Source organism: Acinetobacter sp. BY419 (assembly GCF_019038395.1).
Taxonomy (GTDB): Bacteria; Pseudomonadota; Gammaproteobacteria; order Pseudomonadales; family Moraxellaceae; genus Acinetobacter.
Genome location: NZ_JAGFXZ010000025.1, coordinates 21404 through 43995, shown reverse-complemented (window position 1 = coordinate 43995; position 22592 = coordinate 21404). Strand labels below are relative to the sequence as shown.

20 protein-coding genes are annotated in these 22592 nt (G+C 42.4%); 8 read left to right on the top strand and 12 right to left on the bottom strand.

Annotated elements, in window-relative coordinates; all coding sequences use genetic code 11:
- Positions 1 to 51 precede the first annotated feature (51 nt).
- The gene (locus KUG37_RS10680; protein WP_216935923.1) at positions 52 to 993 is read right to left on the bottom strand and encodes a DUF2971 domain-containing protein; all 942 of its coding nucleotides are present in this window, start codon (positions 991 to 993) and stop codon (positions 52 to 54) included.
- A gap of 330 nt (positions 994 to 1323) precedes the next feature.
- Positions 1324 to 2646, bottom strand: coding sequence for a GGDEF domain-containing protein (locus KUG37_RS10675; RefSeq protein WP_216935925.1), 1323 nt, complete (start codon positions 2644 to 2646; stop codon positions 1324 to 1326).
- 509 nt (positions 2647 to 3155) lie between these two features.
- On the opposite strand from KUG37_RS10675, the gene KUG37_RS10670 reads away from it, so the two are divergent.
- Positions 3156 to 4103, top strand: a complete 948-nt coding sequence (locus KUG37_RS10670) for a pirin family protein (protein WP_216935927.1) — start codon at positions 3156 to 3158, stop codon at positions 4101 to 4103.
- Between the two features lie 163 nt (positions 4104 to 4266).
- Positions 4267 to 4917, top strand: coding sequence for a glutathione S-transferase family protein (locus KUG37_RS10665; RefSeq protein WP_216935929.1), 651 nt, complete (start codon positions 4267 to 4269; stop codon positions 4915 to 4917).
- Between the two features lie 37 nt (positions 4918 to 4954).
- Here the strand turns inward: KUG37_RS10665 and phoR are convergent, their stop codons facing one another.
- The 3 genes from phoR to KUG37_RS10650 form a co-directional block, all read right to left on the bottom strand.
- The gene (phoR, locus tag KUG37_RS10660) at positions 4955 to 6313 is read right to left on the bottom strand and encodes a phosphate regulon sensor histidine kinase PhoR (RefSeq protein WP_216935931.1); all 1359 of its coding nucleotides are present in this window, start codon (positions 6311 to 6313) and stop codon (positions 4955 to 4957) included.
- Positions 6314 to 6338: 25 nt separating this feature from the next.
- Entirely contained in the window at positions 6339 to 7049 is a 711-nt protein-coding gene (gene phoB / locus KUG37_RS10655) for a phosphate regulon transcriptional regulator PhoB (RefSeq protein ID WP_004280972.1), read from the bottom strand.
- A gap of 249 nt (positions 7050 to 7298) precedes the next feature.
- Entirely contained in the window at positions 7299 to 7976 is a 678-nt protein-coding gene (locus tag KUG37_RS10650; protein ID WP_216935933.1) for a TetR/AcrR family transcriptional regulator, read from the bottom strand.
- Between the two features lie 223 nt (positions 7977 to 8199).
- Here KUG37_RS10650 and KUG37_RS10645 point away from each other — a divergent pair, with 223 nt between their 5' ends.
- Positions 8200 to 9048, top strand: coding sequence for an SDR family oxidoreductase (locus tag KUG37_RS10645; RefSeq protein WP_216935935.1), 849 nt, complete (start codon positions 8200 to 8202; stop codon positions 9046 to 9048).
- 95 nt (positions 9049 to 9143) lie between these two features.
- Here KUG37_RS10645 and KUG37_RS10640 read toward each other — a convergent pair whose 3' ends face one another.
- Together KUG37_RS10640 and KUG37_RS10635 are read right to left on the bottom strand one after the other, a co-directional pair.
- Positions 9144 to 10508, bottom strand: a complete 1365-nt coding sequence (locus KUG37_RS10640; RefSeq protein WP_216935937.1) for an MATE family efflux transporter — start codon at positions 10506 to 10508, stop codon at positions 9144 to 9146.
- Between the two features lie 128 nt (positions 10509 to 10636).
- On the bottom strand, positions 10637 to 11791 hold the full coding sequence (locus KUG37_RS10635; protein ID WP_216935939.1) for a methionine aminotransferase: 1155 nt from the start codon (positions 11789 to 11791) through the stop codon (positions 10637 to 10639).
- Positions 11792 to 12036: 245 nt separating this feature from the next.
- On the opposite strand from KUG37_RS10635, the gene KUG37_RS10630 reads away from it, so the two are divergent.
- From KUG37_RS10630 to KUG37_RS14750, 3 genes are read left to right on the top strand one after another with little or no spacing between them, the layout of a single operon-like run.
- Entirely contained in the window at positions 12037 to 14895 is a 2859-nt protein-coding gene (locus tag KUG37_RS10630) for a type VI secretion system Vgr family protein (RefSeq protein WP_216935941.1), read from the top strand.
- Entirely contained in the window at positions 14895 to 16463 is a 1569-nt protein-coding gene (locus KUG37_RS14755; RefSeq protein ID WP_254202679.1) for a pesticin C-terminus-like muramidase, read from the top strand. The genes KUG37_RS10630 and KUG37_RS14755 overlap by 1 nt, the downstream gene beginning before the upstream one ends.
- The gene (locus KUG37_RS14750) at positions 16447 to 16845 is read left to right on the top strand and encodes a lysozyme inhibitor LprI family protein (protein ID WP_216935943.1); all 399 of its coding nucleotides are present in this window, start codon (positions 16447 to 16449) and stop codon (positions 16843 to 16845) included. Before KUG37_RS14755 ends, KUG37_RS14750 begins: the two co-directional genes overlap by 17 nt.
- Before the next feature lie 43 nt (positions 16846 to 16888).
- Here the strand turns inward: KUG37_RS14750 and KUG37_RS10610 are convergent, their stop codons facing one another.
- Positions 16889 to 17809, bottom strand: coding sequence for a Dyp-type peroxidase (locus KUG37_RS10610; protein WP_216935945.1), 921 nt, complete (start codon positions 17807 to 17809; stop codon positions 16889 to 16891).
- A 161-nt stretch (positions 17810 to 17970) separates the two neighbouring features.
- Between KUG37_RS10610 and KUG37_RS10605 the strand changes: the two genes are divergently transcribed.
- Entirely contained in the window at positions 17971 to 18591 is a 621-nt protein-coding gene (locus tag KUG37_RS10605; protein WP_216935947.1) for a LysE family transporter, read from the top strand.
- A gap of 322 nt (positions 18592 to 18913) precedes the next feature.
- On the opposite strand, the gene KUG37_RS10600 is transcribed toward KUG37_RS10605, so the two are convergent.
- The 4 genes from KUG37_RS10600 to KUG37_RS10585 are packed head-to-tail and all read right to left on the bottom strand — an operon-like array spanning position 18914 to position 21453.
- Positions 18914 to 19384 carry a DUF523 domain-containing protein gene (locus KUG37_RS10600; protein WP_216935949.1) on the bottom strand — a complete coding sequence of 157 codons (471 nt, stop codon included), beginning with the start codon at positions 19382 to 19384 and terminating at the stop codon, positions 18914 to 18916.
- 3 nt (positions 19385 to 19387) lie between these two features.
- Positions 19388 to 20188, bottom strand: a complete 801-nt coding sequence (locus KUG37_RS10595) for a metal ABC transporter permease (RefSeq protein ID WP_216935952.1) — start codon at positions 20186 to 20188, stop codon at positions 19388 to 19390.
- Positions 20189 to 20191: 3 nt separating this feature from the next.
- Positions 20192 to 20983, bottom strand: coding sequence for a metal ABC transporter ATP-binding protein (znuC, locus tag KUG37_RS10590; protein ID WP_216936001.1), 792 nt, complete (start codon positions 20981 to 20983; stop codon positions 20192 to 20194).
- Positions 20956 to 21453: a transcriptional repressor gene (locus KUG37_RS10585; protein WP_216935953.1), complete on the bottom strand. Its 498-nt coding sequence runs from the start codon at positions 21451 to 21453 to the stop codon at positions 20956 to 20958. Before KUG37_RS10585 ends, znuC begins: the two co-directional genes overlap by 28 nt.
- A 146-nt stretch (positions 21454 to 21599) precedes the next feature.
- Here KUG37_RS10585 and KUG37_RS10580 point away from each other — a divergent pair, with 146 nt between their 5' ends.
- The gene (locus tag KUG37_RS10580; protein WP_216935955.1) at positions 21600 to 22439 is read left to right on the top strand and encodes a metal ABC transporter solute-binding protein, Zn/Mn family; all 840 of its coding nucleotides are present in this window, start codon (positions 21600 to 21602) and stop codon (positions 22437 to 22439) included.
- Positions 22440 to 22592 lie beyond the last annotated feature (153 nt).

Below are 22592 nucleotides of genomic sequence, written 5' to 3'. Positions count from 1 at the left end.
TCGTAGAAAAAACTAAGCTTTTCAAGTAAAAAGGACGCAAAAGCGTCCTTTTTATATATCTACTATTTCTAAATTGTCATAATTTTCTAATTGCCCATAGCGCATTTTTTGAATTTTAAGATGACTTAATGCAGGTTTATTTTTAATTTTTCGAGAGACTTCTTCTATCGTTTTTATGGGGGTATCCCAACCAAATGTTAATGTTTTAAACGCTTCGAAAGGAATTTTTTTTAGAAAAATATTTCCATTTCTTTGATCATGCTGCTGTAAATTGAAAATAATACGATGCTCATTTTCAGTCGACCATTTTGAGTTCTTAGTAAAAAATAATCTTGTCATCAAGTCACTTAGATTAATCTCATTAAGAAGATGATTCTGTACATCTAAAGGTGACTTATATGTATCTTTTAATTTAATACCATTTATACGAATACAACCTTCATAATAGGTAATTGAAGCTCGTTTTTCACTAGAATATATGACTTTTCTAGTAGGGTGTTTTTGAAAAAATTGATGTTGTTTATTAAGTTCTAAAGCTATACCTTTACCATGCTGCCCATATTTAATCCACATATCATGATTTGTTAGAGAGTCACTTAATGAAAAGATTCCAATCATACGGTTCATATGGTCTAACAATAAATTATTTATAATTTCAATTATTTGAATCGCTTGAGATCGGTCGTATTCATCTGTTGTTTCATAATCGACAAAGCCCCTCAGAGAGGGAAACATTTCGACTGTATATCTCATACCTGTAGGTAGAAGAAAGTTTTTTAGCAGAAAATTATCATCAGGAATGGTGCCATCATTTAGCCAAGAAGTTTGATATTTTTTTCGAGCGTATTCAAAATCAGCTTCTGAAAATCTATTATAAAATGGAGCAAATCTTGCTTCACCTGGAGGGTCATTTAAGTATTGAGGTTGAGTAATACGGAATAAACTATTATCTAAAAAGCCTAGGTGTTCTGCACTCATATATTTAATTAGCATGGATATTTTCTAAAAATTCATTAATTAATTAGTTTGTATTTTATTCGAATATTTTCTGTTCAAGGAGATTTTCCATATTTATAAAATCGACCAAGACCGTTTTGATGAAGATAATTTTTAACAAGTAATCTAAGCCTGCTTAACTTGTCAGGACTTCTGCATCTCTATAGCTACTCCTGATCCGGATCAGGAGCCGGGTAAAAACACTCTATTCTTTTATTTAATATTTTAAAAGTAGAGCAATTAAATTAATTTTATAAGATGGATGCCTGATCAAGGCATTCTAAGGATGATCCTTACTTAAAGTGCAGGCCAGGATAGATTATTGCTTTAATTTGTCGCTGACGGAGCAGGTTGATTATCTGGCTTGAATACACTCCATAGGTTTTCTGTCGCAGGCTTGGACTTGTCCAGTATGTCGGGATGGTAGACTTCAATCCGGTTTCGACCAGACTTCTTGGCCTGATATAAGGCTATATCGGCTTGTTTGATCAGATCTTCCAGAGTTTGGGTATGTGATTCCAGTTCTGCAACCCCAACCGAAATGGTGAACCGGATGGCATGATTGGAGTTAACGTACATAGACTGCTTTTGAATCGCACAACGGATTCGTTCTGCAATGACCAGGCTGTCTTGCAGCTGAGTATCTTCCAGAAGGGCAATAAACTCTTCTCCACCAAAACGTGCCAGTACATCGCTATGCCGCATTTCTTTACGGGTCACTTCCGCAATCAGTTGTAGCACCCGATCACCGACATCATGCCCATAGCTATCATTAATATTTTTAAAATGATCAACATCAAACATCAGCAGACAGCTACTGGCATGTTTCGGCCATTGATGAATAGAGCGTTCCGCCATATCGACAAAATGGCGACGGTTGTATAGCTGGGTCAAATCATCGGTATGCGCCAGATTCTTTAAGGTTTGATAGTTCCATTCATCGAGCAGGGAGCGCAAAAAAGAGCGCCGTACATTCAGCGTATTATTCCAGTTAATATAAATGCTAAAAAACCAGAGTGGGCTAAACACCACACTAAAAATAAAGGCCTGAGATGCACTCATTAACTGGGTCACCCCCAGCATGATAAACAGGGCAATCAAGATGGAACAATAGACCGCGACTTTAAACTGGGTCTGTATACACAGATTGGCGATCAGAATAAAGATGGCAGAGGCATAAATATAGGTAGCAACATGGGGACTGCCTGAAAGCACGAGCAAGCCAATCCAGGCAGCTGCAGCCACAGTGGTGGCGATCGGTAGGATTCTGTCCAGGATTAGAATATTTTTATATTTTTTAAATAAGTAATAACAGCAAAACATGGCCCCCAGAACCAGGATGACGCGCATCAGACCGGAAATAAAAAACATGTCTGGAATAATCAGAATATCGGCAAAGAAATACAGCAAAAAGGCAATTTGTGCCAGATAGTTAATTTGACGCAAATTAGCATGACTATGCGTATAGACATAATCGTGAAAATATTGCTGAAATGGAGCAGGAATACGGGCATGGGGATCCGTCAGCGCCTGTTCAATCAGCTGACGGTTCTGCAGATCACATTCAGATAATTTCAGCGATTTATCGGTCGTCGAATTTTGAAAAGATACATTCGTCGTTGAATATATATTCTCATTCTTAGAAGACATGTCCTAGTCCAGTATTATTTTTATAGGTGCCTATTATGCCGTTATTGGGTAAAAAATAACCTCCCTAAAATTGGGTATCCAGGAGGTTTTTAAGGCTAAATCGTAACAAAAATTATGTTTTGTAAATATAAAAGTCTTTGAAATACATGAAAAATCATCTTATTCATTGGGGCTTTTGCTGTGATTACTTCGTTTCACGTGAAACATGGGTTAATGAGATTTTTTTGTTATAAGTTCTTTTAATTTTATGCAAGCTATCTGTCCAGCTCATGATTTTCTTATGGTAACTCAAGTTTAGGCAATGCGAATATAGATATCCTCCGCCTTGCAGGGTTGAAACAGGTCAGAGTATGCGCGCATTTTATACGTATCTAAATATTTCCAGAGATAGATTTTGTACATAGACCCTGTACATTGTCCTGAACAGAGGGACATCCTGAATCGGTCAAAGGCAGGGCTGTCTCAAATCACTCAAGAAGTAGAATGAAAATGCCGAGGTAAGCTCAGACATGTCGAGTAATAGTGATATTGAACTGTCCAATTCTGATGATTGTGAAAAGTATGTAAACCAGTTTATTCAGGAGGTTCCTTTACGCCGTGCAGAAATCGGGCAGGGTACCGTGATTAAACGGGCCTTGCCGAGCCGGCATAAACGCATGATTGGCGCTTGGTGTTTTCTGGATCATGCGGGTCCAGCCAGTTTCCCGCAAGGAGATGGTCTGGATATCGGACCACATCCACACATTGGCTTGCAGACCTTTACCTGGATGATAGAAGGCAGCATGATGCACAATGACAGTCTGGGAAATCAGCAGCTCATTCGCCCCAAGCAGGTCAATCTGATGACTTCAGGTTATGGCATTTCACATACCGAAGTATCTCCAGAGAATGAAACCCAGATGCATGCAGCGCAGTTATGGATTGCCTTGCCGGATGACAAGATTAATATGGCGCCGGGTTTTGAGCATTATCCTGAATTGCCTGTATTGAACGAGCAAGGCATCGAATTTACTGTGCTGGTTGGAGAATATTTAAAAACAAGATCACCAGTTAAAGTACATAGCGAACTTCTAGGCGTGGACCTGTATGCAGCTCAAAGTACCAGTGCACGTTTGGCTCTGAATCCAAAATTTGAATATGGCTTTATGATGCTTGAGGGTACAGCCAGCATCAATGGGCATGAACTGAATGAAGATAACATGCTGATCCTTGAGCCGGGGTTAGAGCAGGTCAGTGCTGATATCCATGCCGGGAGTCGTGTGTTAATGATTGGTGGAGCACCATTTGAAAGCCCGATTTTACTGTGGTGGAATTTGGTAGGACGTACCACTGAGGAACTGAAACTGGCCCGGGAACAGTGGAGCGAAGGTCATGAACGCTTTGGTTTTATTCCAGCCTATGATGGGCCACGTTTAGAGGCTCCTGCATTTCCCGAGCGGATGCGTGCTTCCAGATAAATGATCAAAATGACAGGGGTGGATGGAGTCCTGTCTGATTTGATCTAAAAATGGCGAATCTACAACATCGGGAACATATCACTACAGTCATCAAAAACTGAGCTAAATTCCACTGCTTTTTGCTATGCTCCGTGAGCAAGAACAATAAAATCATGAGTCTAATATGCGTGTTTTACATCATCTCGAACAATCAAGATCGTTTCGTATCCTCTGGGCAATGGAAGAATTAGGACTGGATTACGAGGTTAAATACTATAAACGTCAGCCCAATCTCTCTGCGCCACCGGACTTAAAACAGATCCACCCATTGGGCAAGGCACCGATTCTGGTCGATCAGGGCCAGGTACTGGCGGAATCTGCGGCGATCCTGGAATATTTACAGGAAACCTATGATGAAAAACATCAGTTTCGCCCAGAAGATCCTGCCGACAAGGCTCAGTACCGTTACTGGATGCATTATGCAGAAGGCTCGTTGATGCCGCTGCTGGTGATGCAACTGGTGATGACCAATGTACCTAAACAGACCCCTTTGCTGATTCGGCCTGTCGCTAAAAAAATCTGTGATGGGGTAAAGAAACAGTTTGTACAGAGCCGTTTAAAAGACCATATCCAGTTTCTGGAAAGCTATTTGAGCGAGCATGATTATTTTGCCGGACATTTCAGTTTTGCCGATATTCAGATGAGTTTTCCTCTGGAGGCCATGCAGAGCCGGACTGGTCAAAGCTATCCGGCGATTCAGGCTTATCTGAAACGGGTATCGCAACGTGCAGCCTATGCGCGTGCGTTGACTAGAGAAAAACAGATCAGCTCTTAAAAGAAAAGGTACTGATGACACCTTTTTGATAACAGAATTAGTCCGGAAAGCTGAGACGTTCTTTGGGGAAAATCACCTTAAAGGTAGAACCCTGGTTTTCCTTGGACTCAATTTCCAGATGGGCCTGATGCTGCATCAGGACATGTTTGACAATGGCAAGTCCCAAACCGGTACCGCCAGTACGCCGGCTGCGGTCTGAATCGATTCGGTAGAAACGCTCGGTCAGACGTGGCAGGTGTTTGGGATCAATCCCGATGCCGTTATCTTGCACCACAAAATAGGCAGACTCGCCATCATCATGCCAGCCGATGGTGATGATACCGCCTTTAGGCGTGTACTTGATGGCATTGGTAATCAGATTGCTAAAGGCGCTGGCCAGTTCCATATCTGAACCGATCAGATCGCAATGACTGTCAATGTCCAGATTCAAGGTATGACCATAATCAATGTTATAGGCCTGTGCATCATCAAACAGCTGATTCATCAGACTCGGCATTTCAATGATCTGGTTTTTGGCAATATTCTTATCATTTTCCAGACGTGACAGCAGCAGCAGGTCATTGACCAGTGCATTCATGCGTCGGGTCTGCGACTGCATCTGATCAAAGGCGCGTTTCCAGCGTGGATTGATATCTTCTTGGTCGGTAAAGGTTTCAATATAGCCACTGAGCACGGTCAACGGGGTTCGCAGCTCGTGCGAAATATTATCGACAAAATCCTTACGCATCTGTTCCAGATTGTGCATCCGGGTGACATCATAAGCGACCAGTACCCGGCTTTCTCCACCAAAACGGGTCATTTTGACCTGTACATAATGGTCTTCAAACAGCGAAGAGCGCATTTTTAGGCCATCCGGTGCTTCGTCTATATGATGATAGTATTCGATAAAGCTGGGTTGGCGCAACAAGGTCAGGATATTGCGTTGACGATCGTCACTGGAGATTCCGAGCAAACGTTCAGCCGCCGGATTCCACCATTCAATCTGCTGGTTTTCATCAATTAAAACCACTGCTTCTTGCAAGGCCACCAGTGAAGATTGCGCACGGTCAATCAGTTCGACCATTTCTGCCTGAACAATCCGTTCCTGACGCTGGGCACGATAGACATTAAATAACAGTGCGCCCCAAATCCCGCCAATATTCGGTGGAACATCATAAGGGCGATTGGAAATCCATTCATTGACCAAATATAAGGAACGCATCTGGGTCGCAAAGAATGCCACGAAGGCAATCACGATACAAATCCAGAAATACCCAATCCCAAAACCGATCAAGCTGGCGATAATCAGGAAAAAAGCCAGCAGGCGTAAATCCTGCTTGGCAAAATCCCATAAACTGCTGTAACGGATTCTTTTATGTTCGCGTGCCAGTTCAGGGACAGGATAGGGTTCATACATAAAACAAGATTTACCTTAAAAGATATTAACCTAAAGCGACATCTGAACGCGTCGAGAAGCGATAACCCGTTCCACGAACAGTCTGTACGAAACGGTCTACACCATAGGGTTCCAGCACTTTACGCAAACGGCGGATATGCACATCGATGGTCCGGTCCTCAATATAAACATTACCGCCCCACACCTGATCCAGCAATTGCGCACGGGTATAGGCACGTTCCGGGTGGGTCATAAAGAATGCCAGTAAACGGTATTCGGTTGGCCCCATTTCCAGAATATTATTGCCAAAATTAACCCGCTGGCTGACCGGATCCAGAATCAGTCCGTTGGCATCAATGGTTTTTTCACCACTCAGGGCATTGGCACGGCGAAGTACTGCTTTGATCCGGGAGACCAGTTCCCGGGTCGAGAATGGCTTGGTCATGTAGTCATCGGCACCGGCATCCAGACCTTGGACTTTGTGGTCCTCTTCACCGCGCGCTGTGAGCATGATCACCGGAATTTCTGACAGGCTTTCATCACGTTTCAGACGACGACACAGATCCACACCGCTGACACCACCGGGCATCATCCAGTCCAGCAAAATCAGTGCCGGACGCTGATCCACAATCATCTGATGCGCCTGCTTGGCATCTTCTGCCTGTAAGCACTGAAAACCGGCCATATCCAGAGAGGTATGGATCATTTCCCGAATCGGGAGTTCGTCATCGACGATTAATATGTAGTCATCTTTCACAACGCAATACCCTATTTCATGTAAACGGTGAACCGTTTTATATTTATGACAGGCTTATTACAAAGACTAATTATGACAGTATCATTGCAGAAAGGGAAAATACGCTGAAATTCGCAAAGATTTGTGACAAATTTAGCAAAGAAATTTGTTAGAAAATCATAAATTAATTTTACTTGGTTTCATATCGAAGCAGAAATTTTTAATTTGCTACAAAATATGGAAAAACCTGTTAAGCACACGATTTAAAAGCTATTTTTTGTCGGAAAATGACTCTAATAATGCCAAAAAAACCACACTGCAGGATGATAAAACTTCCTCAAGCGAATGCTTAAAACCGCTCATCACCCAACGAATGGCAATTTGGGTGACATAACCATTTAAACCGGTCGAAACCAGTGAAATTTCCTGCTCACTGCGATTTAACTGCGGCATCATCAACATGACAAAGGCGTGAATCATGCGGTCGAAACGTAACATGGTTTCATGAATGGTGGCCTGATTATGTAGTTCCTGCACCAGCATGGCATCGATATAAATGATGCGTGCCATACGCGGATTATCACGCAAGGTAGTGAGTAGGGCAGTCAAACCAGCTTCGATCATTTTTTTCGGATCGGTGGATGCCTGCATCATGGCCTGCATGACATTCTGTTGCAGTTCATCAATCAATTTTAAGAAAATGGTCTGAAATAGATGTTCGCTTTTCTTGAAAGACTCATAAAAATAACGTTCAGTCAGCTTGGCCTCATTGCAGATGTCTTTGACAGTGACTGAAAAAAAACCGTGACTGCCATAGGCTTCAATCCCAGCTTCAATCAGTTTTTCACGTCGTGCCTGCTGACGCTCAGCCATCGACAAGCCTTTAAATTGACGTTCTTTGGTCTTGGGTACCACGGGTTTTTGTTCTGAAGCGATTGAATCTGTCATAAGGCCTGGCTGCTCATCTGCACGGAGATTTTGAATATCTTAACAATAAATCCCGCTTTGACCTATGCCGAAGATCGACACTAAAAATTGGCCTCTAAGGACATGGGATAATTATTGACAATCTATATTGTCAAAACTATATTGAAGAGCTGTGCTAACTCCTCAAACAACAGAATAAGATCCTGCTGTCATGGAATGGCAGTTCTCTATACAAGGAAAATAAATGAAAAATTTCAACAATAAAGTGGCTGCGATTACTGGTGCAGGTTCAGGCATTGGCCAGCAACTGGCAGTATTACTGGCCAAGCAGGGTTGTCATCTGGCACTGAGTGATATTAATGAACAGGGTCTGGCACAAACGGTTGAGTTGCTTAAAGAGAGTGATGTCCGTGTGACCATTCAGAGAGTAAACGTGGCTGAACTGGAACAGGTACGTAACTGGGCGGCACAGGTTGAACAGGAGCATGGCAGTGTCAATATGATCTTTAATAATGCCGGGGTCGCGCTAGGGTCAACCGTTGAGGGTGCATCTTATGAAGAACTGGAATGGATTGTCGGAATCAATTTCTGGGGTGTGGTGTATGGGACAAAAGAATTCCTGCCATTGATCAAGAAAACCGGCGATGGTCATGTGATTAATATTTCCAGCCTGTTTGGTTTAACCGCTCAACCGACCCAGTCTGCCTATAATGCGACCAAGTTTGCAGTGCGCGGCTTTACAGAATCCCTGCGTCAGGAACTGGATCTGGAAAACTGCGGGGTCAGTGCGCTCTGTGTACATCCGGGTGGGATCCGAACCAATATTGCCAATGCCGCCAAAATGAATAACAGCCTGCTTACTCTAGGTATGAATCCGGAAAAATCAGCGCGTAATTTTAATAAACTGTTGCGTTGTCCACCGGTAGAAGCCGCCCGTCAAATACTGGAAGCCGTACAGAAAGACAAACGCCGTTTATTAATTGGTAACGATGCCAAAGCTGTCGATTTGATTCAGCGGATCTTGCCAAGTGGTTATCAGCATGTCACCGCACTGGCCACCCAATTTGGCAAAAAGAAGAAAAAATCTGCTTGAAAAATTGCAAAACAGACCCGCGGAAGCGGGTTATTAATTTCTATTACGGATCAGAAGGAGCTACTGTAATGCCATAGGTATCTAAAATAATGAATCTAAACCAATACGTTAATAGTCTTTTTCTTCCAGACAAACTGATAATACAGGCCCTGCAAAATACACATGCTGACAAAGGCCAACGCATAGGCATACCAGATGCCTTTCAGGCCCCACCACCGGCTAAACAGATAAGCGGCGGGAACTTCAATGCAGAGAATGGCAAAAATATTGATCAGCATCGGCGCGGTCACCGTACCGCTTGAACGCATCATCGAAGCAAAAATAGCGCTGGCACCAAAGAACAGAATTGACCACAGCACAATGAACAGCAGTTGTTGACCGAGCACCACCACCTGCGGATCTGTAATAAACAGCGCCATCAGATATTTGGAAAACAGATAAGCCAGAATTACCAGACTACCGGTAAACAGGATATTCATACTCAGTGCAGTCCGGGTAACCTTATTGAGCAGATCTGATTTGCCTGCACCAATCGCTTGTGCCCCAAACACTGAAGCTGCAATCGCAATCGACAAGGCGGGAAACTGGATATAGTTTAATACCTGATTGACTGCACCATAAGCAGCCGTCGCTTCTGCGCCATAGCGGTTGACCAGTCCGACTATCACTAGGCCAGCCATGGAAGTGGTGACCATTTGTATACCGGTCGGTACACCCAGCCTAAGGATCATTTTGCTCAACTGCGGCTGATGACGAATATGTTTTAATAAGGCCCAGTCCACCTTGAGCGGATGCTGCCTATGATTCAAGTACAGGATTAAAAACAGCAGGACCGCCAGATTTCCTAGAATGGTAGCAATCGCCGGCGAGATAATGCCCATTTTGGGAAAGCCAAAATAACCGCCAATCAAGACGGGTGTCACCACCAAACCCACCCCAATAGTGAGTGCGGAAGCAAACAGGGGGGTAGTACTGTCCCCGACACCACGCAGGATTGAGGTGTAAATAATATAGATAAAAATTAGGGGGCTACCGGCCAGCATCCACTGCACATAGGGTAAGGATAAATGCATCACATCCGGATCTGTGCCGAGTGCCAAGAGAATATCTTCAGCAAAAATCACCCCAAAAAGCGCAATCACGCTACCACCAATCAAGGTCATGAATACAGTTGAACCGACCACACGGCGCACTTTATCTATATTTTTTCCGCCCCAGGCCTGTCCAATCAAGACGGTAGAGCCGGCAGATAAACCAATCACGAAAGCCATCAGACAAAACAGGATTGGAAAAAATACTGCAACAGCAGCAATCGCATTGACTCCTAGCATTTGCCCCACAAAAACTGTATTGATCGTGCCGGAGAGGCTTTGCAGGATATTAGTCACAATTAATGGCAACAGAAAAACCAGAAAGGCTTTCCATAAATTCTGTTGGTGAATCAGTGAGTGGTGTGCCATGCGACATCCTGTGATTGACTTGTTATCTATTTATTGATGTAACTATTATTCGGCAGATTGTAGAGAAATGCCTTAGCTTTTAAGTAAATAAGGCATTTATTTTATAAGAGTTTTAGTTAAAAGCTGACTTAAACCTTTGAAAGAATTTGACCTGCCTGTATCAAGGTTTGTTCTTTTTTTGCAAAGCAGAACCTGAGCAGACGTAAATCGGCAGGTGGTTGCTGGTAAAACACAAAGACCGGAATCGCGACAATCCCATGTCGTTCTGCCAGAAAGTGACACATGGACAAATCATCGAGCTCAGGTCGAATCTCCGAATAGTCTAGGTTTTGAAAATAAGTGCCTTGAGAGGGTACCCATTTAAAGCGTGATGTTTTAATGGATGAGTTGAATAAATCCCGTTTGTTTTGATAGAACTGCGACAGTTCGCGTATATGCTCAGGATGCAGTTGCATATATTCTGCCAAGGCGACCTGAACAGGGGTCACACCGCAGAAACTGGCAAACTGATAAATCTGTCTGAATATTTTCATTAGGGCGGGTGCAGCAATACAAAATCCGGTTTTCCAGCCGGTGACATGGAAAGTTTTACCAAAGGAACCAATCACGAAGCTACGCTCGCGAAGTTCTGGAAATGACCAGGCCGAATAGTGCTGAAGGCCGTCAAAAACCAGATGTTCATAGACTTCATCAGACAATACTACAATATTACGCTCGCGAATCAGCTCGATCAGTTGCTGCCAGTCGGCCTTGGACCAGACACTACCACTCGGATTATGCGGGGTATTCACTACAATCATGCGGGTACGGTCATTTATGGCATCTTTGACCTGATTCCAATCCACAGAAAAATCAGGATGCTGCAAAGCAATATGCACTGGCGTTGCTCCGACCAGTTGTACCGCAGGGCCATAACTGTCATAGCTAGGATCAAAAATAATCACTTCTTCACCGGCGCGCACTGTAGCCTGAATTGCACAAAAAATCGCAATCGTCGCCCCAGGCGTAATCGTGATTTCCTCTACAGGATCAATATTCAGCTGATCACGCTGTTGATACAGATCTGCGATCAGACCTCGCAAGACTGGCAGGCCATCTCCTGGGGCATACTGGTTAAATCCACCCTGACTGGCCCGGTTTAAAGCTTCAATCAATGCTGGTGGAGCAGGAAAGTCCGGAAACCCTTGAGAAAGATTCAAGGCGTCCAGTTTTTGTGCCAAGGCTGACATGGTACTAAAAATTGTCACGCCCAAATCAGGTAGTTTAGAGGGAAATTCCAGCATGTCCTTGGCCTTGAAGAATGGGATCTGAATTAGTGTAGCAGCAAGTTCCAGGCGAGATAATCAGAAAAATATGAAATATTGAGCACAATTTTGATTCGGGTTTGCATGATGCTATTCAATATTTGCAGTGGGGTGACTGTAAATTAAAGGCCTAATTATGTGAAATGCATCGTGAACTGGACGAAATGGGTAACTTTTCTTAAAATTTGCCGCACAATAATAAAGCTTAAAACTATAACTATAAAATGCCAAAACATATCCATATGCTGCTGGAGCAGCTCGGACTTAAGCTGCAGCATCGTGCGCTACATCTACAGTTTTCACATCCTGCTTTAAATCATCAGGTCTTGATTCAGCGGATTGAGGGCCAGCATCAGATCAATCAGGGCCTGCAGGCAGAACTGATCTGTCTTTCCACTCATGCTCATATCGCCTTGAAACAGTTTATCGGCTGTCGGGTAGCCGTTGATCAGGTCACAGACCGTGGTGAACTATTCCGGACTACAGGTATCATTACTGCAGCCAGTCAGGGGCAAAGTGATGGTGCTTTAACCCTGTATAAACTGACACTGAATGATGCGACAGCGCTCTGGCATAAGCGCCGTAATAGTCGGGTCTTCATGAACAAGACGGTGCGCGAGATCAGTGAAATTCTGTTTAGTGAATGGCAAAATAGAAGTGCGTTATTCGCGGCCAGTCTCAGCCTGGATTTGACAGGGCTCAGCCGGGACTATGATGTGCGGCCTTTTGTGATGCAGTCCAATGAATCGGATTATGATTTTCTGACGCGTTTATGGCGTAGTGAAGGGATTAACTGGCTGATTGATGAAAAGCAATTAACGGTTCCTTTATCAGCCAACGATATTCAAGCTCAGCTTTTAAAGTTGGTGGATCATTCCCAATATTTTTCAGCTTTAGAACGCCGTTCTATTCGGTTTCATCGCAGTCATGCCACCGAACAGTTGGATACACTGACCAGTCTGATTGCAGTACGTCATCTCAATCCGACCAGTACCCAGACCCAACGCTGGCACGCCCAGCAGCTTGCTCAGGATCAAAGCCAGCCATTATGGAGTAATCATCCGCAAAGTGGCGTTCAGGAAAATGCTTCTCTTCACCTTGAAGATGCCTGGAGTATCAGTCCGGCCTGGACCAGTGACTTAAATAGCGAGGATCAGGCGACGGCATCAAGTACGGCACAACTGGATCGACTCAATCAGCAGCTCAATGATTATCATGCTTTGCAGTCCAAATACTTTAAAGTCAGCAGTAGCGTGCGTGATGCTCAGGTCGGGTATTGGTTTGAATTGCAACAACATCCTGAAATTGATCAGCATCCGGCCCATGAGCGTGAATTTCTGATTTTAGCTAAGCGTTTTTATAACCAGAATAATTTACCCAAAGATATTTTACTGCAGCTGAACAGTTTGCTCAGTCAGAGTGACTGGCAATTATCGGAAGAGCGTCAAGCCAATGAGCTCTATATCGTGCGCCGTGATATTCCGGTCGTCCCTGAATATCAGCCTTTCATGCATCGGCCTGCAGCATATCCGCAGCGAGCTCGAGTAGTCGGGCCTGCGGGTGAAACGATTCATGTTGATGCATGGGGGAGGGTGAAAGTTCGCTTTCTATTTACCCGAACTGAGGATCATCAGCATGATGGGGGTGCAGGTAGCAATGATAATGACAGTGATTCTGCCTGGCTGGATGTATTGACTCCTTGGGCCGGTGAGGGTTATGGAGTCAGGTTGCATCCAAGAATTGGCGAAATTGTGGTGATTGATTTCTTTGCAGGAGATATTGATCGGCCCTTTGTGCTTGGACGGATTCATGAAGCGGAACGACATCCGGCCATGTTTGATGCCAAGGGAGAACTGCCCGCGACCAAAAAACTTAGCGGTATCCGTTCTCAGGAAATCGAGGGTGAGGGCTTTAACCAATTGCGTTTCGATGATACCCCTGACCAGATTAGTGTGCAGTTACAAAGTAGTCATGCAGCCAGTCAGCTTAATCTGGGAAATTTAAGTCATCCTAAAGAATGTGAAAGCAGCGAAGGTCGAGGTGAAGGTTTTGAGCTAAGGACAGATCAGTGGGGTGCAATACGAGCAGGAAAAGGCTTGCTGATTTCTACCTATCAGCAAGATTCAGCGGCAGGCAATCACCTGGATGCTTGTCCAGCCAAAGAACAGATTGAAGCGAGGCTCAATAATAGTAGAGCTTTGAGTGATATTGCTGAAAAACAGCAGACTGATCCGCTGGAATTTTTTGATAGTCTAAAAAACTTTCTGAAGCAGATTGAAGCTGAAGACCAAGCTAAGGCTGCCGCATTTAAACAGGCAGTGATGATCTTAACCGCACCCCAGTCAATTGCACTGAGTACAAATGAAAATATCCATTTATCAGCTGATCAGCAAATCAATCAGAGTGCCGGGGAGAATATTCATTTTTCCACACAGAAGTCTTTAGTTGCTCATGCACAGGACCGGATCAGTTTGTTCGCTGCTCAAGAGGGCGCAAGTCTTTATGCCGCTAAAGGCAAAATTGAAATACAGGCGCAGGATGACGCAATTGAAGCGATCGCCCGCAAGGTGATTAAGCTCATTTCGACTGAAGACAAGATCGAGATCACCAGTCCGAAAGAGATTATGCTGACTGCGGGAGGATCTCAAATAAAAATAAATAGTAGTGGGGTAATGGTCACGACTGGGGGGAAATTTGAATGTAAGGCGGGACAGCATTTATTTGCCAAAGGTCAAAATATAATTGAACAGAAAATAAGCCTTCCCAAAATGAAGACGTTATTTAGTAATAAAATTAATTATCAATGGACTAACTATTCTAAAGGAGAAAAAGAAATTTTTATTGTAGATAAGCTGGATGGAAAATTAATTAAAACCAATAAGTTTTTATTAAATGAAAATAATCAATTAAGTACACTGCGATTTTATACATCTCAACAAACAGATTTTGTAGCTTTGGGATTTAACTCTTTACAAACTCACCTTATTCAAGAGTTAGGTAATGAGAATATTGATGAACTACTGAGCGAAATAGAAGAAAGTGATTTAGAGGATGATGTGTATACTGAAGAGGATGTCGAGTGATGAGCAATTTAGTTACTATAACCTCAAAAATTTATGATGCTTCAGGAACATATGTCATTAATTTAAAAGTAAAATCGCGCTATAAAGGTTCATCTAGAGAAAACATAAATAAAACAGATAAAGATGGTCTATTTATATTTCAAGGTTCACCAAATCGAACTGTGGAAATTTTAGCAAAGCCACCGAATGTTAAAGATTATATAGTTATTAAAACTATTGATTCATCAATAATTTCTTCTAGAAAACATCCTGTGAAAGTATTTTTGCCCAAAAGTATAGAGGAATATCAACAAGAGAAAGCTCATCCTGATTCAAAAGGAACAGTAACGACTTTATTTAAAATTATAGATTGTGAAGATAAAATCTTAATAAATTTTCCGGTAAAATCTCGCCCTAAAGGAAAACAAAGTTCATTTGAGCGTCATACAAATGAGCAGGGCATTGTAGAAGTTTTATCTTCCCCTAATCGGGATATAGAAATTTTAGTTTTGACTTCGAATGATGGTTCTGTTTTGAAAGGGTCTATTAACTCTGAAAATGGCTCTCAAATACCAAAAATAATTAAACTAGATGAACCCTATGAAAGCTTTAAAAGTGAATCAACTGTACAGATTGTAGACAGAGAGGGGAATAATTATATTATTGAAAATACTAAAGTTGAAATATTCTATTTAGAAAGTGACCGAAAGGAGATTATAAAAACTTCTAATGGAAAATTCTCATTTCAAAGTATAATTGGAGAGAAAATTCAGCTCACAGTATTTAAACCAGATGGGACACCTTTAAAATCTGAAAATTATCTAGCTAAAAAAATAAAAGGAAATGCCCTAAAATTAGAATTAGATGTAGATATAATTAATGATAGTACTAAACAAAATAAACCGACCCTAGATAAGAATATAAAAGAATTTTGTAAAGCAGAATGTATTGTAGAAACATATACATTTGAAACTTCTTTAGGAGCAATGGTTATTTCAAAAGAATCTCTTGATTCAATTTTAAAATGGGAGAAATACGAATCTAAGCCTTATGTACCTAGTAAGGGAAAAGATGGTAAAAGCGGTGTTACATTAGGATATGGTTACGATTTGGGTCATCAAAATATAGAACAAATTAAAAAAGATTTAGCTTCTTATTATACTTCGAGTCAAATTCAACGTTTATTAAAAGCTCAAGGGAAAAAAGGTTTGGCAGCACAAACATTAGTAAATAGCCTGTCTGATATTATTATAAATAAAGATAAAGCTTACCAGATGGTAATGATAGTAAAAAAAAGGTATGCGGAAGATACATTAAAAATTTATCGAGATATTTTAAAATATCATCCTCATTGCCAAGGAGCTATTTTATCTCTTGTGTATAATAGATATATAGGTTTAAAAGGAGATCGTCGTAAAGAAATGAAAGAAATTCAAAATGATCTTAAAAATAATGGAAAAAAAGTTCCTTCATTGCTAAGAAGTATGAAACGACTATGGACTACAAAAGCTAATAGGGGGTTACAGGCTAGACGGGAAGATGAAGCAAAAATTTTTGAAAAAGGATTAAAATGTGAATGCTATAAGTAAACTATTTATTCTGAATATTTTGTTCATCTCTTTAAATTCTTATGCAGTTTCACCTGAAGAATTTTTGTATAAGGATGCCTTGAAAATACAGTGTAAAGAAGGAAGCCCTATGCAAGAAGATTTAATGTATTGTGTTTCAAGAAGTTATTTAGAGTCAGATAAGAAATTAAATATAGAATATAAAAAAAGAATGAAAATATTAAAAGGAATTAAAAAAGAAAGATTACTAGTAAGTCAGAGATTATGGTTAAAGAATAGAAAAAATAAATGCGCTTCTGAATATACAGCTGCAGAGGGGGGGCGTGAAGCACCGATTTATTTAATAGATTGTTATGCTCAAGAAAATTATAAAAGAGTTAAATTTATAAAAAATTATAAATAATTTAAAAAATAGAAAGCAGCTAGAAAATAGCTGCTTTTTTATTTTATCCTTCCAAAATCTCTTCCAGCAATTCCTCACTTGGCGCAAAGTAATAGGCACCATCCAGAGGTGTTACGAAATGCAATAGACGGTCATGAATCCCATCGCCAGAGGTACCAAACATACGTTCTAACATAGCGTCAATAATAGTAAGGTCTTTGGTATAGGCAATAAAGAATAGACCTTGGTCACCACGCCCATCCCCATAAGGTAGAGAATGACGCAGAATTTCCATTTCTTCGCCTTCTTCATCTTCCACTACAGTTCGCGCCACGTGTGCATTTGCTGGTTTGACCTCATCATCCAGTTCAATCGATTCAAGCTTGGTACGACCCATAACCTGTTCCTGAGTATCAACTTTTAGCTTCTTCCATTTTTCCAGGTTATGCGCATAACGCTGTGCAAAAATAAATGAACCATCTTGGAAAATGCCGGCATCTTCACCGAGTAAGGCCACCTCAGCACGGTCATCCGGGAATTGCGGATTTTCAGTTCCATCAATAAAACCGGTAATGTCACGACCATCAAAATAACGGAAGCAAATCCGTTCATCTAGAACTTCAACCTGCTCCTGAATGCCTTCAAAAAACGCCTGGCTGAGCGCAAAACAGATATCAGTACGGGCACTGGCAATATGAATTAACACATCTGCAGGAACAACCGGCATTTCAAATGAACCTTGAATGGGTTCAAGCTGTTTAAAGCCTGTCGGGCTTTGTGAATAAAGTCTTGACCAAAGCTCAGGGCCAAAAGCCACAGCTGTTTTAATTTGTGCTTGAGGATGCTGGGTAATCAGACGATCACGAGACGTAAAAAGATGTTCGAGTTGTTCTTTTAATTTTTCAATACTCAAATCTTTAAGACGTAAAACAATAAAGCGAGCATGATCTGAAGGAAGGGGCAAGATTACCGATTGGGCTGTCATTCATGGCTCCTGTAAGAATAGATTCTGTTATTTAATAAACATATTGTGCCTGAAGCTATGCAGAGTGAATAGTGCGATACCTTATGTTTAAGCAAGTTTTTAGCCTGATTTTATTGGAAAATTCATATAAAATTGGATAAGTTCTGCTGAGTTAAATGTCCATGTCCTATCAAATGTGGTTTGCCTATATGCTGGCCTGCTGGGTGATTAGTGTGTCGCCGGGCGCTGGGGCAATTGCCTCCATGTCGAGTGGTCTGAATTATGGTTTTCGGCATGGCTACTGGAATGCACTGGGTCTGCAATTGGCATTACTGGTGCAGATCGCAGTGGTGGCAGCCGGAGTGGGAGTGCTTTTTTCAACAACGCCATGGGCATTTTTAGCAGTGAAATGGTTTGGTGTCGGCTATTTATTGTATTTGGCTACCTTGCAGTGGAAAGCACCCGCACAATCCATCGAAATTAAACATGAATTGGCGCGTAAATCGGCAGGAAAACTGGTATTGCATGGTTTCCTGGTCAATATGAGTAATCCCAAAGCCATCGTATTTTTACTGGCTGTCTTGCCACAGTTTCTGGACTTATCCAAACCGCAATGGATTCAATATCTGATGATGGCTGCAACGATGGTCACGATTGATCTGATCGTCATGGCCGGTTATACCGGACTGGCTGCTAAAGTTTTAAGACTGCTAAGATCGCCAAAACAACAAAAAGTCATGAACCGTACTTTTGCAGGCTTATTTGCAGGAGCTGCATTTTTACTGAGTTTGGTACATCAGTAATAATACTTGAATAAATTTAAAGAGGTTATTTATTAATCTTTAAGCCTATTTCATCTAATTTGACAACATGAAAACAACACTAAGCAAAGCATCATGTCAACGCCGTTATGGATCGTTATCTATGTTTTACACTGCATCGTGACCAAGTGGATTATCTCTTGGGGTGGGGCAGCATATATTCAGGGCTGGAAAACATGGTTTATATTTAGTACATCCCAATCAGAAGAGTGGACGAAAGATCAGGTCATCATGATTCTTTTGGATTGCTTTTAGCATTTTATTTTTAATTGGACTGTTTAATCCCGAATTTCGATTTTATAAATTAAAAAATAGTCTTTAAGAATTCATCTTCCGTCATCACAATAATGCCATGTTGTTTAAATAATACAGCGGTAACACCATCACCCTGAATTTGATGTCCTAAAAATGAGCCATCATAAATTAAGCCACTGCCACACGAGGGGCTTTTGACTTTTAAAATGGCGTGCGTTGCTTGAAAGTCTTGAGCAACTTTTAAAGCTTGATATGCACCTTGTATAAAAGGTTCAGAAACATCGTTTTCGAGTATATTGATGACCAATGCTTTTTTTAGAAGTACCTCTGAACCTGAACCATCTTGAATTTCAGCGGGTAGGCGAGGAATAGACAGTCCGCCTGATACTTCAGGACAGAGACTGATATATTGATTTGGAATTAAATTTTCCAGTAGTTCTTTGACTACGCAATCCCTGCCATCGTATCGAACTTTTTGACCGAGTAAACAGGCACTGATAAAGTATCGTTCACTCGTCATGACTTAACTCAATTTCTTAAATTTCTGTAGGATAAATATCACGGCAAATAAAACTGCCATGGTCAGCACAATAGTTAAGCCAGTTGACGTATTGAGGCCTGCACTTGACCACAAGCCGACAGTTACGCCAATTTGTGCAATCACAAAAGCCCAGATCACCATCTGTTTTGGGGAGTGTGCCAGCAGTCGTGCCGTCAAGGCCGGGATCACCAGTAAGGCTCCCATTAATAGTGAACCCACTGCTTTCAGGGCAAGCACGGTAAATAGTGCCAATAACAACATGAAGATCAGGCGCTGCCATTTGGCATTTACACCTTCACTGACTGCCATATCCGGATCAATTGCGATTTGAATCTGCGCCTGCCAGCTCTTATACAGGACGGCTAAAGCCAGAATAATCACAATGGTGAAAGTCGGTAAGTCGGTCCAGGAAATCGTGAGTAAATCACCAAATAAATAGCTGAGCAGTTCAGGTCTTAAACTTGGTAAATGCTGAATAAATAACAATCCTGAGCAGAGCAGGGTCGCTGAACATAGCGCAAGCAAGGCATCATTGGGTAAGCGCGGGTCGTGCAGTACCCATAAAATTCCCACCAATAATAAAGCAATAAAGGTGACGCCCATCCACAGCGGTAAACTTAAGGCGCCTGCAATGGCCACACCAAGTAAAGTACCGTGTGCCATGGTGTCGGCAAAAAATGACATACGCCGCCAGAGCATGAGACAGCCCAGCGGTGCCGTCAGAAATACCAATAGCGTACCCATGATCCATGCAGGTAAAAGGAGTTGTAACCAATCCATCATGGTTTAAGCTTCCGGCTCGGGGTGAATATGGGGGCGTGAATCATGCTGGCAGGGTGTAGCAGAATCACCATGCGCACAATGATCATGATGATGCTGATAAAACACCCGGTTAGTGCCAAATATCGCCTGATATTCTGGATGCTGCTGCACACTTTCCGGCAGGCCACTACAACAGATATGTTTGTTCAGACACACGACTCGGGTCGTACCTTGCATTACCCATTGCAGATCATGTGAAACCATCAGTACGGCACAGCCATATTTTTCCGGCAAGTTGCGTACATATTCATATAGTTCAGCTTCGGATTGAATATCCAGACCTTGCATCGGTTCATCGAGAACCAGAATGTCCGGCTGGCGTAACAATGCACGGGCCAGTAGTACCCGCTGACGTTCGCCGCCAGACAATTGCTGAACCTTGGAGTCCTGCAGTTTGCTAATTCCGGTATCACGAATAATTTCAGTTTTAATCTTGGACGGACATTTTTCCAGTGCTAATAAATCTTTTACCCGTAGCGGTAAGCTATGCGACGGATTGAACTTCTGTGGCACATAAGAGAATTTGAGTTTGCGCGCAGTTTTGATTTCACCTGATTGTGGTTTCAAAATACCGAGCATGACTTTTATAAGGGTGGATTTACCTGCGCCGTTGGGGCCAATCAGCGTGACAATTTCTTTCTCCTGTAGCGAGAAATCAATGGCTTTTAAGATGTCGCGCTCATCGATGTTGACCCAGATCTTGGAGAGCTGAATCAGGGGAGAGGCACTTAAGCTTTGTTGCGGCACTGCTGACAGATTCCTGAAATTTCGATAATGCTGTGATGTGCAGTGAAGTCGTCCGAACTTGACAATGCATCAAGTTGATCAAGGAGGCTCTGAGCCGAGGCTTCTTTGACTGCTTTACATTCGGTACAGATTAAAAAAGCCGCCTGATGACCCTCGCGTGGATGACAGCAGGGAATATAGGCATTGATCGAAGTCAGGCGATGAATCAGACCTTTGCTTAGTAAAAAATCCAGAGTCCGATATACCGTTGGTGGTGCCGCAGGACGATCACTGGCATTTTTCATTTTTGCCAGCAAATCATAGGCACCCATTGGGCCATTCGCATTCAGAATGAGTTCCAGCACTTCTTTACGCAAAGGCGTAAGGCGTGCGCCGCTTGCTGCACAAAGACTTTCCGCTTCAGCAAGACGTTGTGCGACATTCGGATGGTCGTGCACGCCGTGCAATGCGTTGTGGTGTTCGTGCGAACAGGAACCCATAGTTCACCTCAAGTGCGAAACTGAAAATTAATAGATTTCAAATCTTAACATGAAGCGTTCTGAGTTTCGATTGGGCATAGGTATTTTTGTATTTTTGTTATATTATAACACTTCCTGATTTTATCGTTCTTAAGTGATTTCTGCTCATGTTCCGTCTCCTTGCAATAAGTCTGCTGGCGTTGTTCAGCACACTCAGTTGGTCACAAAGTCTGGTGGTTTCTACTCAGCCGATCTATCTGATTGCCAAGAAAATTACGCAGGGCGTGGAACAGCCGACATTATTACTGGCCAATCAAAGTGGTCACGATGTGAGTCTGACCCCGGCGCATCGTAAAATCATTCAGGATGCAGGACTGGTGATCTGGCTGGGTCAGGCACATGAAGCCCCACTGGCCAAAGTGCTGAATGAGAGTAATAAAGGCATCGCTATTTTAGAATCAGGTATCTTGACCACTCTGCCGATGCGTAATCCGCGTGGCGAGGCCTTAAAAAATACGGTAGACACGCATGTCTGGCTCGATCCGAATAATGCAGTGCGTATTGGCTTCTTTATTGCGGCGCTGCGTTCGCAACAGTTACCAGAGAATCGTGAGCTGTACTGGAAAAATGCCCGTGACTTCGCACAAAACATGTTTGCTACGGCCCAGCGTTATAGTTCCACCACTAATAAAGCTAAGCCTTACTGGTCTTATCACGATGCCTACCAGTATCTGGAACGCCCATTAAATTTAAAGTTCATGGGAGCGCTAACAGATGATCCGCATGTCTCGCCCACTGTGGCCCAAATCAAGTTTTTACAGGATCATCGTCCACAGCGCAAAATGTGTCTGTTGGCCGAAGGTCATGCCAGTAAAAATCAGTACCGTAAACTTAATCCGGTAGTATTCCAGCATGTCGATGAAAGCATGAGCGGGGCAGGGGACTTTGTGCAAGCCTGGCAGCAATTAGCAGCCCAAACCCAGAAATGCGTGTTAAATGCACGCTAATGATTTAAAAAATAGACAGATTTTGATTAGTTAAACAGCAATGGGCCGATTTAAAAAAACACGACTAAGGTAGGGAAAAGATTGCATGTTTAGGGGTGTAACTCTATAATGCCTGCGATTAAAAATAATCACCTGTTAAACTTGTCAAGCATG

Coding starts and splice junctions, on each gene's coding strand:
- phoR (WP_216935931.1), bottom strand. CDS start 6,313: ATGTATGAACCCTATCCTGTCCCTGAACTGGCACGCGAACATAAAAGA.
- KUG37_RS10645 (WP_216935935.1), top strand. CDS start 8,200: ATGAAAAATTTCAACAATAAAGTGGCTGCGATTACTGGTGCAGGTTCA.
- KUG37_RS10670 (WP_216935927.1), top strand. CDS start 3,156: ATGTCGAGTAATAGTGATATTGAACTGTCCAATTCTGATGATTGTGAA.
- KUG37_RS10595 (WP_216935952.1), bottom strand. CDS start 20,188: ATGATGGATTGGTTACAACTCCTTTTACCTGCATGGATCATGGGTACG.
- KUG37_RS10680 (WP_216935923.1), bottom strand. CDS start 993: ATGCTAATTAAATATATGAGTGCAGAACACCTAGGCTTTTTAGATAAT.
- KUG37_RS10600 (WP_216935949.1), bottom strand. CDS start 19,384: ATGACGAGTGAACGATACTTTATCAGTGCCTGTTTACTCGGTCAAAAA.
- KUG37_RS10635 (WP_216935939.1), bottom strand. CDS start 11,791: ATGCTGGAATTTCCCTCTAAACTACCTGATTTGGGCGTGACAATTTTT.
- KUG37_RS10585 (WP_216935953.1), bottom strand. CDS start 21,453: ATGGGTTCCTGTTCGCACGAACACCACAACGCATTGCACGGCGTGCAC.
- KUG37_RS10640 (WP_216935937.1), bottom strand. CDS start 10,508: ATGGCACACCACTCACTGATTCACCAACAGAATTTATGGAAAGCCTTT.
- KUG37_RS10650 (WP_216935933.1), bottom strand. CDS start 7,976: ATGACAGATTCAATCGCTTCAGAACAAAAACCCGTGGTACCCAAGACC.
- KUG37_RS10605 (WP_216935947.1), top strand. CDS start 17,971: ATGTCCTATCAAATGTGGTTTGCCTATATGCTGGCCTGCTGGGTGATT.
- KUG37_RS10630 (WP_216935941.1), top strand. CDS start 12,037: ATGCCAAAACATATCCATATGCTGCTGGAGCAGCTCGGACTTAAGCTG.
- KUG37_RS10665 (WP_216935929.1), top strand. CDS start 4,267: ATGCGTGTTTTACATCATCTCGAACAATCAAGATCGTTTCGTATCCTC.
- KUG37_RS10580 (WP_216935955.1), top strand. CDS start 21,600: ATGTTCCGTCTCCTTGCAATAAGTCTGCTGGCGTTGTTCAGCACACTC.
- KUG37_RS14755 (WP_254202679.1), top strand. CDS start 14,895: ATGAGCAATTTAGTTACTATAACCTCAAAAATTTATGATGCTTCAGGA.
- KUG37_RS10675 (WP_216935925.1), bottom strand. CDS start 2,646: ATGTCTTCTAAGAATGAGAATATATATTCAACGACGAATGTATCTTTT.
- KUG37_RS10610 (WP_216935945.1), bottom strand. CDS start 17,809: ATGACAGCCCAATCGGTAATCTTGCCCCTTCCTTCAGATCATGCTCGC.